At 61.5% G+C, this 15114-nt stretch carries 11 protein-coding genes and 1 pseudogene; 5 read left to right on the forward strand and 7 right to left on the reverse strand.

Translation table 11 applies throughout. The annotated features are described in order from the left end of the window. Nucleotides 1–16 precede the first annotated feature (16 nt). Together purN and purM are read right to left on the reverse strand one after the other, a co-directional pair. Nucleotides 17–682, reverse strand: a complete 666-nt coding sequence (gene purN / locus PYH37_RS17105; protein WP_280732674.1) for a phosphoribosylglycinamide formyltransferase — start codon at nucleotides 680–682, stop codon at nucleotides 17–19. Continuing rightward, on the reverse strand, nucleotides 679–1749 hold the full coding sequence (purM, locus tag PYH37_RS17110) for a phosphoribosylformylglycinamidine cyclo-ligase (protein ID WP_280732675.1): 1071 nt from the start codon (nucleotides 1747–1749) through the stop codon (nucleotides 679–681). Before purM ends, purN begins: the two co-directional genes overlap by 4 nt. Nucleotides 1750–1995: 246 nt before the next feature. Between purM and PYH37_RS17115 the strand changes: the two genes are divergently transcribed. The 4 genes from PYH37_RS17115 to ppx all read left to right on the forward strand — a co-directional run bounded on the left by PYH37_RS17115 (nucleotide 1996) and on the right by ppx (nucleotide 7618). Next, the gene (locus PYH37_RS17115) at nucleotides 1996–3117 is read left to right on the forward strand and encodes an AI-2E family transporter (RefSeq protein WP_280732676.1); all 1122 of its coding nucleotides are present in this window, start codon (nucleotides 1996–1998) and stop codon (nucleotides 3115–3117) included. Between the two features lie 25 nt (nucleotides 3118–3142). Beyond that, on the forward strand, nucleotides 3143–3832 hold the full coding sequence (gene hdaA, locus PYH37_RS17120; RefSeq protein ID WP_280732677.1) for a DnaA regulatory inactivator HdaA: 690 nt from the start codon (nucleotides 3143–3145) through the stop codon (nucleotides 3830–3832). Between the two features lie 64 nt (nucleotides 3833–3896). Further along, nucleotides 3897–6083 carry an RNA degradosome polyphosphate kinase gene (locus tag PYH37_RS17125; protein ID WP_280732678.1) on the forward strand — a complete coding sequence of 729 codons (2187 nt, stop codon included), beginning with the start codon at nucleotides 3897–3899 and terminating at the stop codon, nucleotides 6081–6083. Between the two features lie 11 nt (nucleotides 6084–6094). Continuing rightward, a complete protein-coding gene (gene ppx / locus PYH37_RS17130; RefSeq protein WP_280732679.1) occupies nucleotides 6095–7618 on the forward strand; it encodes an exopolyphosphatase in 1524 nt (507 codons plus the stop codon). Nucleotides 7619–7689: 71 nt separating this feature from the next. On the opposite strand, the gene PYH37_RS17135 is transcribed toward ppx, so the two are convergent. Continuing rightward, nucleotides 7690–9048 (reverse strand): esterase-like activity of phytase family protein, encoded by a 1359-nt coding sequence (locus PYH37_RS17135; protein WP_280732680.1) that lies wholly within the window; start codon nucleotides 9046–9048, stop codon nucleotides 7690–7692. 198 nt (nucleotides 9049–9246) lie between these two features. Between PYH37_RS17135 and PYH37_RS17140 the strand changes: the two genes are divergently transcribed. Then, a complete protein-coding gene (locus tag PYH37_RS17140) occupies nucleotides 9247–9654 on the forward strand; it encodes a DUF2000 family protein (protein ID WP_280732681.1) in 408 nt (135 codons plus the stop codon). A 5-nt stretch (nucleotides 9655–9659) separates the two neighbouring features. Here the strand turns inward: PYH37_RS17140 and PYH37_RS17145 are convergent, their stop codons facing one another. From PYH37_RS17145 to PYH37_RS17160, 4 genes and pseudogenes are all read right to left on the reverse strand, one after another. Further along, nucleotides 9660–10724 (reverse strand): adenylate/guanylate cyclase domain-containing protein, encoded by a 1065-nt coding sequence (locus PYH37_RS17145; RefSeq protein WP_280732682.1) that lies wholly within the window; start codon nucleotides 10722–10724, stop codon nucleotides 9660–9662. Nucleotides 10725–10892: 168 nt separating this feature from the next. Next, nucleotides 10893–12044, reverse strand: a complete 1152-nt coding sequence (gene rnd / locus PYH37_RS17150; protein WP_280732683.1) for a ribonuclease D — start codon at nucleotides 12042–12044, stop codon at nucleotides 10893–10895. A gap of 80 nt (nucleotides 12045–12124) precedes the next feature. After that, nucleotides 12125–13525 carry a multicopper oxidase family protein gene (locus PYH37_RS17155; RefSeq protein WP_280736076.1) on the reverse strand — a complete coding sequence of 467 codons (1401 nt, stop codon included), beginning with the start codon at nucleotides 13523–13525 and terminating at the stop codon, nucleotides 12125–12127. Between the two features lie 151 nt (nucleotides 13526–13676). Further along, nucleotides 13677–14912: pseudogene (locus PYH37_RS17160) on the reverse strand (MFS transporter); the annotation flags it as partial. Between the last annotated feature and the right edge of the window lie 202 nt (nucleotides 14913–15114).

A 15114-nucleotide genomic window follows, 5' to 3' on the forward strand; every position in this document is an offset into this window, starting at 1 on the left:
GGGAGGAAACGTCGCTTCAGATGGCCGGCGAAATGAGTGCGCCAGACGCCTCGCCGAGCGCGTAGCTCACGGCGCGTCCATCTTTCATTTCCACTTTGCCTTCGGCCACGAGCCTCAGCGCCAGCGGATAGATCTTGTGCTCGACGGTCAGCACGCGCGCGGCGAGTGTCTCGGCCGTATCGCCGGCAATGATCGGTACGGCGGCCTGGGCAACAATCGGCCCGTCGTCCATGCCCTCGGTCACGAAATGGACGGTGCAGCCGGCGAGCTTCATCCCCGCGTCGAGCGCACGCTGATGCGTGTGCAGCCCCGGGAAGAGCGGCAGCAGCGACGGATGGATATTCAGAATGCGGCCCCGATGGCGCTGGATGAAGGCCGAGGAAAGCAGGCGCATATAGCCGGCAAGGCAGATGATATCCGGCGCGAGCCGGTCGAGTTCGGCGAGGATTGCCGCCTCGTGCGCTTCCTTGCTGGTAAAGTCCTTGCGGACGAATGAGGATGTCGGGATGCCGAGCGCTGCCGCCTTGGCAAGTCCGCCAGCATCCGCCTTATCTGTGATGACGGCGATGATTTCGGCTGGAAAGTCCGGCTCGACCGCCGCCGTCGCCAGCGAGAGCATGTTCGAGCCGCCGCCGGAAATGAAGACGACGACCCTTTTCTTCCTGCTTACGGTGAGGCTCATAGAGAGAGGCTGCCCTTGTAGATCGTGCCGGTTGCGCCCTCGGCGCGTGTCACCATGCGGCCGAGGGTGAAGACCGTTTCGCCTTGGCCGGTAAGAATCGCAGCAACCTTCTCGGCCTCCTCCGCCGGAACGACGGCGATCATGCCGACGCCGCAGTTGAAGGTGCGGAGCATCTCGGTGGCGGCGACGCCGCCGGTCTTCGCCAGCCAAGAAAAGACGGCCGGCGCCTTGATGGCGTCGAGGTCGATCTCCGCGGCGAGCTGCTTCGGCAGCACGCGCGGAATGTTCTCTGGGAAGCCGCCGCCGGTGATATGCGCGAGCGCCTTGATGGCGCCAGTCTCGCGGATCGCCTTCAACAGCGGCTTCACATAGATGCGCGTCGGCGTCATCAAGAGGTCGGCAAGAGTGCCCTGGCCGAAGGGCGCCGGTGAGTCCCAGTTCAGGCCGGAGAGCGAAACGATTTTGCGCACCAGCGAATAGCCGTTCGAGTGAACGCCGGAGGAGGCGAGGCCGAGAATGACGTCGCCTTCGGCAATGTCGCCGGCCGGCAGGAGCTGTCCGCGCTCGGCAGCACCGACGGCAAAGCCGGCGAGGTCGTAGTCACTGCCGGCATACATGCCGGGCATTTCGGCCGTTTCCCCGCCGATGAGAGCGCACCCCGCCTCGCGGCAGCCGGCAGCGATGCCGGCGACGATCGAAGCGCCCTGATCGGGATCGAGCTTGCCGGTGGCGAAATAGTCGAGGAAGAACAACGGTTCGGCGCCCTGGACCACGAGATCGTTGACGCACATTGCAACGAGATCGATGCCGACGGTATCGTGCTTGTTCGCATCGATGGCGATCTTGAGCTTGGTGCCGACGCCGTCGTTCGCGGCAACCAGAACCGGATCGGTGAAGCCCGCGGCCTTGAGATCGAAGAGGCCGCCGAAACCGCCGATCTCGCCGTCGGCGCCGGGACGCCGAGTGGAGCGCACATGCGGCTTGATCTTTTCCACCATCAGGTTGCCGGCATCGATGTCCACGCCCGCGTCGCTATAGGTGAGACCGTTCTTTCCCGACTGGCTCATGCTCGTTCTCCAAGGGCTCGTCGCATTTTGCGGATGCGATTGGCACGGCGGGACGAGGAGTGCAAGCCGACAGCCCCCGCCGGCCGCCATTTTTTAGCGTTTTGCCCGTATCTCGCCGTGCTTGAGTGATGAAGGGGCGATTTGTCCCGGTTTAAAAGGCGCCGGGCTTGACCTCTGCGCGCACCGCACCCTATCTCGTCGGATGGGTGCACGGCACGCTGCGCCGGACGCGTGACGGGGAGCAAGATGGATAGGCAGGTCAGCGGTATAAGTCTGCAGCGCCAGGTGATCTTCTGGTTGCTGGTGCTTGCTGCCTTCATCGTCTTCCTGATGATCTTCAGCTCGATCCTCCTGCCGTTCCTCGCTGGCATGGCGCTCGCCTATTTCCTCGATCCCGTCGCAGACCGGCTGGAGCGCCTGGGCCTCAGCCGGCTGATGGCGACGATCGTCATACTCGCCGCTTTCATCATCGTTCTCACATTGTCGTTGATGATCATCATCCCGCTGATTTTCACCCAGGCGGCCGACTTTATCCAGAAAATGCCCGGCTACATCACCAGACTCCAGGCTTTCCTGACCGATAGCCAAACGACGCTGCTGCCGGACTGGCTTGCGGCGCAGATGGCAGCAATCAAGCAGAATTCCGCCAAATTGCTCGAGCAGGGCGCAAGTTTCCTCGGCACGCTGTTTCAGCAGTTGTGGAACTCCGGCATGGCGCTCTTGGACATCCTCTCGCTCTTCATCATCACGCCGGTCGTCGCGTTCTACCTGTTGCTCGACTGGGACCGCATGGTCGAAAAGGTGGATAGCTGGGTGCCGCGCGACTATGTCGATGTCGTGCGCCAGATCGCCCGCGATATGAACACGACGATCGCCGGTTTTGTCCGCGGTCAGGGTTCGCTCTGCATCATTCTCGGCGTCTATTACGCGGTCGGCCTATCGCTCGTCGGCCTCAACTTCGGCCTGCTGATCGGCCTCTTCGCAGGCATGATCAGTTTCATTCCCTATGTCGGTTCTATGGTCGGGCTCGTGCTCGCCGTCGGCGTCGCCCTCGTTCAGTTCTGGCCGGATTATATCTCTATCCTGCTGATCCTTGCGGTCTTCTTCAGCGGCCAATTTCTCGAGGGCAACATTCTCCAGCCGAAATTGGTCGGCAAGAGCGTGGGTCTCCACCCCGTCTGGTTGATGTTCGCGCTCCTTGCCTTCGGTGCCCTCTTCGGCTTCGTCGGGCTTCTGGTCGCTGTGCCTGCGACCGCCGCGATCGGCGTGCTTGTTCGCTTCGGCATACAGCGGTACCTTGATAGTGATCTCTATCACGGGCATAGGACAGCCGCGACCAAGCAGCCGGAGGGCCGGGAACCCCGCTGATCCGCGCCATTGTCCAGAGTACAGCATGACAAGACTTCCGTTCGAACAATTGCCGCTCGCCTTCGACCATGATCCGGCAACCGGCCGCGAGGATCTGCTCGTCTCCGACCGGCTGAGCGCTGCCATAGCCATCGTCGATCATTGGCCCGATTGGCCGTCGCCGGTCGTCATCATCGCCGGGCCGGTCGGCTCCGGTAAGTCGCATCTCGCCAGTATCTGGCGAGAGAAGGCGGGGGCCGAGACGATCCATCCCATTGCCGGTTCGAATGCCGCCTACATCGCCGCCACCAGGCCGGTTCTCTTCGAGGATGCCGATCGCCAGGGCTTTGACGACACGGAGCTCTTTCACGTCATCAACAGCGTGCGCCAGCACGGCACCGCGCTCTTGATGACGTCGCGCCTGTGGCCGATGTCCTGGCCAGTGACGCTTCCCGACCTGCAATCGCGCCTGAAGGCTGCAACTGTCGTCGAGATCGGCGAGCCGGATGACGAGCTGTTGACGCAGGTGCTCGTCAAGCTTTTCGCCGACCGCCAGCTTTTCGTCGATGAGCGCCTCATCGCCTATATCGTTGCGCGCATGGAGCGCTCGTTGGAAGCGGCGCAGGCGATCGTGGAACGGCTGGACCGGCTGGCGCTTGCCCGCGGCACGAGGCTGACACGCGGTTTGGCTGCCGAGGTGCTGGAAGAGCTTGGAAATGCCAGTCAGCCCGATTGACTGTCACAGTTCCGTCGTCAAAGTGGGATAGCTCGTTCAATCGGAGCAATGGGGTCTGAAGGGCATGGATAGCGTGACGTCCGCAATTACCGAACACAAGGCGCCTGCGGAGCAAATCGATCTTCTCACGAGCCCCGAGCGTTTCATCAACCGCGAATTTTCCTGGCTCCAGTTCAATCGCCGGGTGCTTGAGGAAACGCTGAATACGGCGCATCCGCTGCTGGAGCGCGTCCGTTTCCTGTCGATCTCGGCCGCCAACCTCGACGAGTTCTTCATGGTTCGCGTGGCGGGCCTCGAAGGGCAGGTGCGCTCGGGACTTTCGCTGCGCAGCCCCGACGGCAAGACGCCGGCCGAACAGCTCGATGATATCCTCAAGGAGATCGACAATCTTCAGATGGAGCAGCAGGCTTCGCTTGCCGTTCTGCAGCAATATCTTGCGAAGGAAGACGTGCTCATCGTCCGCCCGGCATCCTTGTCGGCTCAGGACAGAAGCTGGCTCGCCAACGAATTCGACCAGTCGATTTTCCCGGTATTGACGCCGCTGTCGATCGATCCGGCGCACCCGTTCCCGTTCATTCCGAACCTCGGCTTCTCGATCGGGTTGCAGCTCGTCAGCAAGACCGGCCGCGATCCGATGACGGCGCTTCTGCGTCTGCCGGTGGCGCTCGATCGCTTCGTCCGTTTGCCTGACGTCAAGAATGTCATTCGCTACATCACGCTCGAGGACGTGGTCAGCCAGTTCATCGATCGTCTGTTCCCCGGCTATGAGGTGCAGGGCTCGGGTACGTTCCGCATCATCCGCGACAGCGATATCGAGGTCGAGGAAGAAGCCGAAGACCTTGTGCGCCTGTTCGAGACGGCGCTGAAGCGGCGCCGCCGCGGTTCTGTGATCCGCATCGAGACCGATTCCGAAATGCCCGCCTCGTTGCGCCAGTTCGTCGTGCATGAGCTTGGCGTTCCGGAAAACCGCGTCGCCGTGTTGCCCGGCCTGCTTGCGCTCAACACTCTCTCCGAAATCACGAAGGCGCCGCGCGACGACCTGCGTTTCGAGCCATACAATCCGCGTTTCCCCGAGCGTGTGCGTGAGCATGCGGGCGACTGCCTGGCCGCTATCCGCGAAAAGGACATGGTGGTCCATCACCCCTACGAGTCCTTCGACGTCGTGGTGCAATTTCTGCTGCAGGCAGCACGCGATCCGGATGTGCTCGCGATCAAGCAGACGCTCTACCGCACTTCGAACGACAGTCCGATCGTGCGCGCCTTGATCGATGCGGCCGAGGCAGGCAAATCGGTTACCGCGCTGGTCGAACTCAAGGCGCGGTTCGATGAAGAGGCGAACATCCGTTGGGCGCGCGACCTCGAGCGCGCAGGCGTCCAGGTCGTCTTCGGCTTCATCGAATTGAAGACCCACGCGAAGATGTCGATGGTCGTGCGCCGCGAGGAAGGCAAGCTCAGGACCTATTGCCACCTCGGCACCGGCAACTACCATCCGGTGACGGCAAAGATCTATACGGACCTGTCATTCTTCACCTGCAGCCCGGTGATCGCCCACGACATCGCGAACATCTTCAATTTCATCACCGGCTATGGCGAGCCGGAAGCCGGCATGAAATTGGCAGTCTCGCCGCATACGCTGCGCCCGCGCATCCTCAAGCACGTCGAGGAAGAGATCGGCCATGCCGAGGCGGGTCGTCCGGCCGCTATCTGGATGAAGATGAATTCGCTGGTCGATCCGGAAATCATCGATGCGCTCTACAAGGCAAGCCGCGCCGGCGTGGAGATCGATCTCGTCGTGCGCGGCATCTGCTGCCTGCGTCCGCAGGTGCCGGGCCTTTCCGACAATATCCGCGTCAAGTCCATTGTCGGGCGTTTCCTTGAACATTCCCGGATATTCTGCTTCGGCAACGGACATGGGCTTCCCTCCGAGAATGCGCTTGTCTATATCGGCTCGGCGGATATGATGCCGCGCAATCTGGACCGGCGGGTCGAGACGCTCGTGCCTCTCATCAACCGGACTGTGCACGAACAGGTTCTATCGCAGATCATGCTGGGCAATCTCATCGACAACCAGCAGAGCTACGAGATTCTTCCGGACGGCACCTCGCGCCGCATGGAAGTCGGCAGGGACGCCGAGCCGTTCAATGCGCAGCATTATTTCATGACCAACCCCAGCCTCTCCGGTCGGGGTGAGGCTCTGAAGTCCAGTGCACCGAAGCTGATTGCCGGCTGGAACAGCGGCTGGCGCAAGTAAACTGGAATTGCATGGTCGAATCTGAAGCGCAGGGGCGTCTGCCCGGCATCCGCCCGGTTTCCGTCGTGGATATCGGGTCGAACTCCATTCGTCTTGTCGTCTATGAGGGACTCAGCCGCTCGCCGGCGGTGCTTTTCAACGAGAAGGTGATGTGCGGCCTCGGCAAGGGCATCGACGCGACCGGCCGCATGGAAGAGGAAAGCGTCACCCGGGCACTGAAGGCGCTGCATCGCTTTCGTGCACTGTCCGACCAGGCGCGCGCCAGTACCATGTATGTGCTGGCGACAGCCGCCGCGCGCGAGGCCTCCAACGGCCGCTCTTTCATCGAAAAGGCCGAGGCCATTCTCGGCCAGAAGGTGCGTATCCTAAGCGGCGAGGAGGAGGCCTACTTCTCGGCCATGGGCATCGTCAGCGGCTATTACGACCCGGACGGCGTCGTCGGCGACCTCGGCGGCGGTTCGCTCGAACTGGTCGATGTTGAAGGCAGGCACATCGGCGACGGCATAACGCTGCCGCTCGGCGGCATCCGCCTCTTCGAACACAGCAACGGTTCCTTGCTCAAGGCGCGGACATGGGTTCGCAAGTTCATGAAGGATGCGGAGGTTCTAAAGAAAGGGGCCGGGCGCACCTTCTATGCCGTCGGCGGCACCTGGCGATCGATTGCCAAGCTTCACATGGAAACGCGCAATTACCCGCTGCACATGATGCAGGGCTATGAGCTTTCCTACGATGAAGCCATGGCGATCCTGCCGGAGGTAATCGAGCCGAAGAACATCAAGCCATCTGCCTATGCGACGATCTCCAAGAGCCGCCGCAGCCTGCTGCCTTTTGGGGCCGTGACCATGCAGGAGGCAATTTCGATCATGAAGCCCGAGCGGATCTCGTTCTCGGCGCTCGGCGTGCGCGAAGGGTATCTCTTCTCGCTGCTTTCCGAAGAGGAACGCTTGCGGGATCCGCTGCTGACAGCGGCTCACGAAATTGCGATCCTACGGGCCCGCTCCCCCGAACATGCGCGCGAACTCGCGGAGTGGACTGGCCGGATGGTGCCTTTCTTCGGCGTCGAGGAAACCGAGGAGGAGAGCCGCTACCGGCAAGCTGCCTGCCTGCTGGCAGATATCAGTTGGCGGGCTCATCCGGACTATCGCGGCCTCCAGGCCCTGAACATCATCGCCCATTCGGCCTTTTCCGGCATCACCCATGCGGGCCGAGCCTACATTGCGCTCGCCAACTATTATCGTTTCGAGGGGTTGAATGACGATGGTGCCACCGGGCCGCTTACGGGGATCACGACGCCGCGCCTGCTGGAATTGGCGAAGCTGCTGGGGGGCCTGCTGCGGGTGGCTTATCTCTTCTCCGCATCGATGCCGGGTGTCGCGTGTCAGCTGACTTTGCGGCAATCGTCTCTTCCCGATGTCGATCTCGAATTCGTCGTCCCGGCCGCTTACTCCGGCTTCAAAGGCGAGCGCCTGGACGGTCGCCTCCAGCAACTCGGCAAGCTGACCGGAAAGAAACTCGCCTTCTATTTTGAGGAATGACCGCCTCAGACAGGAACGGACTGCCTGCGTGAAGGAAATGCGGCCGCACCGATCGCGCGGCCGCGTTTCTGTTATTCGGCGTTCAGGAATTCACCGGCTTCGAGCAGCACGAATTCGTTGTCGTCGGCCTTGTCGAGCGCCCGCCCGGCGGAGAAGGGCAGGTTGTTGTCGTTGCCGACGATGATGTGCGTTTCATTCACGCGGTCGACATTCTCGATCGTGACGAACGGCATGTCGTAATAGCCCTCGCCGCCGCCCTGGCGCCTCTTGTTATCCGGATCGGCGATTTTGAGCAGGTCGATGTAGCCGATCTTTCGCACGGCTTTGCCGAGGTTCTCGTCGCCCATCGCGATCTTGTAGATGCGCTTCACCTTCGAGCCGACAGCGAAGCAATCCGGCTTCGGATCCTTCGGGTCGGCACACGCCTTGTCAACGGTACCGGCGCCGTTGTCACGCTCGATCACCAGAGCCGTCCTTTCGTCAAGCATGTTGAAGTCGCCGATCGCCTCTCCGCCTTCTGCAAACGGATAAAGCCAGCTGCGCCCCGTCCAGTTCTTGCTCGCGACGTCGAGCTCGACAATGCGCAGTGCCGGCCGGCCGTCCGCCTGCTCGACCGTTTCGCTGTCGATCCAGAGCGGTCCCTCGAGCAGGCCGTAGAGCTTGGTGCCGTCCTTCGACAGCGCAAGTCCCTCATAGCCGCCCGAACGCTTCAGGTTGAAGGATGGCGTTTTCTTGGATGGGTCTGCCTGCAATGTCAGTGTCGGATTGTCCGGCGACATAACCGGCTTGCCCTCGACCATCGTCGGAATGACCTCGGTCAGCTTGCCGGTCGTGTCGAATTTCAGGATATAAGGGCCGAATTCCTCGCCGATGCAGAAGCCGTCGGCGACGGGCTGAATCGATTCGACATCGAAGTCGGCACCGGTGAGGTAACGTTTCGCCGAACCTTCCATGGCGATCGGGAAGGGGGCCTTGCGCTCGGGGTCGGAAAGGAAGACGGTCTCCAACGCCTCCACCTTGCCGGCGTCCCAGTCGATCTTTAGATGATGGAGCATCAGCATGGCGTCGGATGAGTTAAGCTTGTTGCCGAAGCCGTTGTCAGAAAGGCTCCAGAAGGTCCCGTCCCCCATCGATTTGATGCCGGAAAAGCCCTGCATCGGCTGACCATTGAACGGAAGCGACAGCCCGGTGGGCCGCACGCCGTCCTTGCCGGGCACGCTGCCGAGTGCGACCGCGCGCTTCCGGTCCGGCGTCGAGAACTTTCCCGAGGTTTTGAGGTACTCCGCCGCATCCGCGGGCGCTGAGATGAGGGTGTTGGCCGGAAGGATGGCGTGCGCCTTCAGCGCCGCCGGAAACACCTTTTCCTCGGCGAGCGCGGTGGTCGTCATCAAAAAGGTCAGCGCCGCGGCAGTGAAAAGAGATTTGGTCATGAAGTTCACCATGGGTTGGAGGTCAGGACCGATCCCCGATAGGCGGCTTTCATGACGGTCGCTTAATGCTTGTTTTACAGCCCCGTGAAGCTTTGATGACGGCTCGCGCCACCGGGGCTGCGCCCCGCACAAACGTTCAAGATCGGCCGCATCTCGCGCATTAAAATTCTGGACATAAACCCAAATCAGGCGGACCTCATGTTCGAGACGAAATTTGCGATTGTGCTGCGCGACGACCTTGCCGACTGGCAGAAGCTGAACGTCACTGCCTTCTTGGCAACCGGCATTGCCGGGCAGAAGCCGGACATTATCGGTGAGCCCTATCGCGACGAGGCGGGTAACGTCTATAACGCCTTGAGCGTCCAGCCGATCATCGTACTCTCGGCAGACGGCGCGACGCTAAGCGATATTCGAAGACGCGCCCTGGAGAGAAATATCCGGACCTCTCTCTACGTCGACGACATGTTCTCCACCGGTCATGACCGCGCCAACCGCGACGTTTTCTCGCGATCCGGACCAGATAATGGCGTAGTCACCGGCATCGCAATTCACGCCGAGAGGAAAATCGTCGACAAGGTCACCAAGGGAGCGAAGCTGCACGGTTGATCAAGTTAGACCGCGACGGTTGAAATCCGCGCTTCTGTTTTGTCGTCCCGCCGCAGGAGGCCGCGGGCGAGCGCGTGGACGCCGAGCCTCTGTCCGCGGCCCTTGACCTCGTGTTCCCCGAGGTCTTCGCTGCGGACGAAAGCGGGCAGACGCATGCGCCGGAGCAGGTCGGCGGAAATCAGCACCTGCCGATCGAGGGTTCGGCAGAAACCTTCAAGTCGCGCCGTCGTGTTTACCGTGTCGCCGAAATAGGTGATCTTGTGCTTGTCGACGCCAATCTCGGCGGCAACGATCATTCCGCCGTGCAGTGCCGCCCGCAGGCGCGGGACTTCGCCGTACTCCTTGCGCCAGTGATGCGCATTCTCATCGATCTGGTCGAGGATATCGAAAACGCAGCGAATGCAGGCGGCATCGGCGACGGCACGATCGAAGCGCCAAGTGATCACCGCCGCATCACCGACATAGTCGTGGATCGATGCGCCGTAGCGCAGCACCGGATCGGCCAGGGTCGCAAACAGCCTGCTGAGATATTCCTGCATCCTGAGATCACCGAAGCGCTCGGCGAACGATGTCGAGCCCGCGAGATCGACGAACAGGAATACGCGCTCTTCCTGCATCGGCTTGCGGTAGCGTCCGGTCAGCAAACTTAAGAAAACATCGCGGCCGAGCAGTTCGCGAACCCGCAGAACGAAGATGATGGGACCGGAAATGGCAAGAGCGTAGAGGAGTACATTGAGCGACGGCATCATCGCATCGCTCCAGCTCTGCTGAAGAAGGCCCGCCAGGTTTAGGACCAGACCCGCCGCGGCAAAGCCGACGTTCTCTATAGCAAAATAGACCACGACCGACGAGAACAGAAAACCCGGTGTCGAAAGGCCGTGGATCCTTCTGTAGAGACGTCGGAAAATGATGTGCCGTTCAAACGCGAGAACCGGCATGCAGATGAACACCGCATAGGTTGCGCCAATCAGCCACCCATCGCCATAGACTGCCCACGCATAGGCCACGCCGCTGCCCGCGACGATCAGCAGCAACAGGATGATCTCGAGCGTGGAAAATCTCCAGCGCATGCGCAAAAGCCTCAGAAACGGAAAACAGGCAGAGTGCAGAGTGACATGGATCGACGGGGCCGGCCCATGGCATGTGTGACCTGATCTGGCCTCTTGGCCGAATCAGCCTAACGATCCGTCCTGGCTACGACCGGATTCGGGCGGAAAGTTGTTGTCGGCCCGCGGCTTTCAACCGCCGATTTCCATCGCCTCGATCCTCTTGTCGACGAAGCGCAACGCCACCTCGCCGTTGATGAGCTTCAGCGCCATTTCGCCGAAAAGTTCTCGGCGCCAGCCCTTGAGCGCGCCGACATCGGCCATTTCGCCTTCGGCGGCGATTCGATCGAGATCATCGCTGTTGGCGATGATCTTGGCCGCGACGCCCTCTCTTTCAGCGATAAGCTTCAACAGCACCTTCAGCATTTCGCCCGCTGCGGCGGCACCCTCGCGCGCATGGTTCTGACGCGGCAGGCGCGGCAGTTCGGCTTTAGGAATCGCCAGGGCTTCGCCCACGGCCTCGACGAGCGCAGTGCCGGCGCTGGAACGCTCCCAACCCTTGGGAATCGTCCTGAGCCGCCCAAGTGCTTCCGCGTCCTTCGGCTGCTGCTGGGCGATTTCATAAATGGCGTCGTCCTTGAGTATCCGTCCGCGCGGCACATTTCGCGCCCGCGCCTCGCGCTCGCGCCAAGCCGCGACTTTCTGGAGCACCGCGAGCTCGATCGGTTTCTTGACGCGCATCTTCAGCCGCTGCCAGGCATTGTCAGGATGCAGATCATAGGTCTCGCTGCTCTCGAGGATCGCCATTTCCTCGGCGAGCCACGAGGAGCGTCCCTCGCGCTCGAGTTCCTTGGTCAGGTAATGATAGATATCCCTCAGATGCGTCACATCGGCGAGCGCATAGTCGAGTTGCTTGTCGGTCAGCGGCCTACGGCTCCAGTCCGTGAAGCGCGAGGACTTGTCGATCTGCTCGTTCTTGATGCGGCTGACCAACTGGTCATAGGAGACGCTGTCGCCGAAGCCGCAGACCATCGCCGCCACCTGCGTATCGAACAGCGGATGCGGAATGAGATTGCCGAGGTGGTGGATAATTTCGATGTCCTGACGGGCAGCGTGGAAGACTTTGACGACATCTGGGTTGGCCATGAGGGCAAAGAAGGGAGCCAGGTCGATCCCCGGCGCCATCGGGTCGACGATGACGGCCATATCCGAACAGGCCATCTGGATGAGGCAAAGCTCCGGCCAGAACGTGGTCTCGCGCAGGAATTCGGTGTCGATCGTAATAAAGCTTGAGCGGGCCAGCTGTTCGCAGGCGGCCTGTAGATCTGCTGTCGTTTGAATCATCGTATTTTAATTCACTGTGGCAAAAATGCGGCTTGAGCCTCCGTGTATCGTTTCGCGGCACCTGTCACAATGAAAAATTGTCAGACGACCCTGAAATAACCGGTCATGCCGGTCTTTTGATGCTCGATGATGTGGCAATGGATTACCCAATCGCCGGGATTGTCGGCGACCAAAGCCACCTCCGCCTGTTCGTCCGGCAGCAGCAGGATCGTATCGGTCGGCGGCGGCAGGAAGCTCCGCTTGTTCGAAGCGAGAATTCGGAAGCTCATGCCGTGGAGATGGATCGGATGCGCGTGCGGCGTGCGATTGGCGATCTGCAGGACGTAGCTCTTGCCGCGCGTCAATTCCTCGATCGGTGCTATCGGATCCGGTGTGTCGCCCGGCCACGGAACCTTGTTGAGTGCCCAGAAAGTATAGCCCAGTGAACCGCAGATCGAAGGCCTCGCCTCGTGCTCGGCCGTCGCCGTCAGTTCGATCGGGATAGGCTTCGCCGTCGAGAGATCCGCTTCGGCAACCGGATTGGCCGGAAGGGGGCCGATATCGCGCAGGTCCCGCTTCAGCGACGCTCCGGTGGCGCGGAAACTCGCGATGCTCCAGGGATGCGAACCGCGGAAGTTTCCGATGGTCACGCTAGCGCCTTCGCTCTCCGGCATGCGGATCGCGAGATCCATGCGCTGCCCCGGGCCGAGGTCCAGGCGATCGAGCGGGAAGGGGGTTCCGACCGGATTGCCGTCGAGGGCGATCACCTTCGCCTCTGCACCTTCGAGACCGATCGTGTAGATGCGCGTCACATCGGTGGCGGCAATTCTCACCCGGACGAGGCCACCGGCGGGAGCCTCGTAGGCCGGCTCGCGCCGCCAGTTCGCCGTCCTCAGCGTTCCATAAGTACCGCCGCGGGCCGCATCGCGAGGTTTGAATGGCGCGAGGAATTGGCCCTTTGCGCCGAGCCGCCAATCGCGGAGATTGAGAACGATTTCGGCGTCGAAGGCCGGATCTTCCGGGTTCTCGACCACAATCACGCCCGTCAACCCACTGCCCATCTGCGTCAGCGTGTTGCAATGGGGATGATACCAGAACGTACCGGCATCCGGCGGTGTGAAGCTATAATCAAAGTGGTCTCCGGGATAGACGTAAGGCTGGGTCATCTCCGGCACGCCGTCCATCGCGTTGGCGATCCTCAAGCCATGCCAGTGGACCGTCGTCGGCTCGTCCAGACGATTGACGAGCCTTGCCGCGTAGGCCTCGCCCTTGCGCATCCTCAGCACCGGCGGCATGCTGGTATTAACCGCTTCGCCTAGCCCATAGGTCATGACCTTGGAGTTGGCGCCACCGGCCGCCAGCTGCACTTGCGCAAACTGCGCCGTCAGTATCTGCGGATCGGGAGCGCCGCCGGCCCGTGCCGCAACGCCGGCGCCGAGAGCGAAAGCGCCGCCAAGGGCTGCCGACCCTTGGAGAAACGTTCGGCGGCTGAGCATGGGCATCATGGCGTCATTGTTCCAAGAAGTTGGGGCGGCGAGGGGGCGGAAATGGCGCAACATCTCTTTCTGCCCCGGACCGCCGAGTTTTAAACCTGATTTTCATAATCAGCAATTCGATGCGCTGCGCATCTTGCCGCAGGCCGGGGAGGGACCAAGGTCCTTTCTGCGATTGGCCGTTGCCGACAAGCTTGTTGAAGAAGGACGAAGTGCGCAGGAGATTGCGGAAGGGCATGGAGCGCTCTTCCGTGGGAACGGGGCCACGCGCCGTCATGCGTCGAAGCGTATAGAGAATGAAGAGCGCGAGGATCACCGCGGTATAGATGAACAGCGCCTGCGGCCCAAAGAGGTCCAGCATGAACGAGGCAAAGAGCGGCCCGATGATTGCGCCAAGCGACCAGAAAAAGAGCATGCCTGCCGAGACCAGCGCATGCTGACCTTCCGCTGCGTGATCATTGGCATGCGCCGAACAGAGCGAATAGAGCGGCATCGCAAAGGCGCCGAAGGCGAAGATGCCGGCGAAGTTCAGCCACTCGTCGCTGCCGGCGCCGAAGGCGAGGAAAAGCCCTGCAAGAAGCGATCCGAATGTGGCGATCAGGATGATCAGCCGCCGGTCGATCTGGTCCGAATAATGTCCGAGCGGATATTGCAGCACGACGCCGCCGATGATGCCCGCGCTCATGAACGTCGCAATCGCTGTGACGGAGAGGCCGATCCCCTGCGCGTAGATTGGTCCGAGCGAGCGGAAGGCGGCGTTGGTGAGGCCGACGACAATGCAGCCGACGGTGGCAAGCGGCGAGATATTCCAGAGTGCCTTGACGTCGAAACGGATCGCTTCCGGGGCAACCGGGCTTGATCTGTCCGCGAAGGAGATCGGCACCAGCGAAAGGGTCAGTGCCATCGAGATGATCGCGAAAAGCTCGAACCCGCCGATCCCGACGCCCGGGATCACATATTGCGCAGCGGTAACCGAGCCGAGATCGACGAGACGATAGACCGACAGCGTACGCGCCCGGTTGGCGTTGGTGACGCTGGCGTTCAGCCAGCTTTCGACCGTCGCGAAAAGGCTGGCAAAGCAGATGCCTGCGACGAGCCGCATCAGGAACCAGAACCACGGGTCGATGAGCAGCACCATCGAGATCGCGGCCGCTGAGGCGATTGCGGCCATGGCCGAAAAGGTGCGGATATGACCGATTGCCCTGAGGATACGAGTGACATAGACACAGCCGATCGCGAAGCCGACATTGTAGCCGGCGCCGACGAGGCCGATCAGAGAGGTTGAAAATCCTTCTTCCAGCGCTCTGAGCGAGATGAACGTGCCCTGCAGTCCATTGCCGCCGATGAGAATACCTGCGGTGACGAGAAGCGGGATGAGTGGGCGAATCTGGGACATGAGGCAGGAAACATCCGGATTTCGGCCGCGACTCGTGGAAAAGCGGGGCCTGACCCTGTTTAGCCGTGGCGGACAATCCGGGACAGTGGCGATTTGTTGCCTTTTCGCGCTTATCGCGCGCTGCCGCTGGTGATGGCTGCCATCGGCGGTGATCGCGCGGCAGGATCAGCCCTTTTGCCGCGTGGCGACGGCGCGGCCTTGA

This window comes from Sinorhizobium numidicum (genome assembly GCF_029892045.1).
GTDB lineage: Bacteria > Pseudomonadota > Alphaproteobacteria > Rhizobiales > Rhizobiaceae > Sinorhizobium > Sinorhizobium numidicum.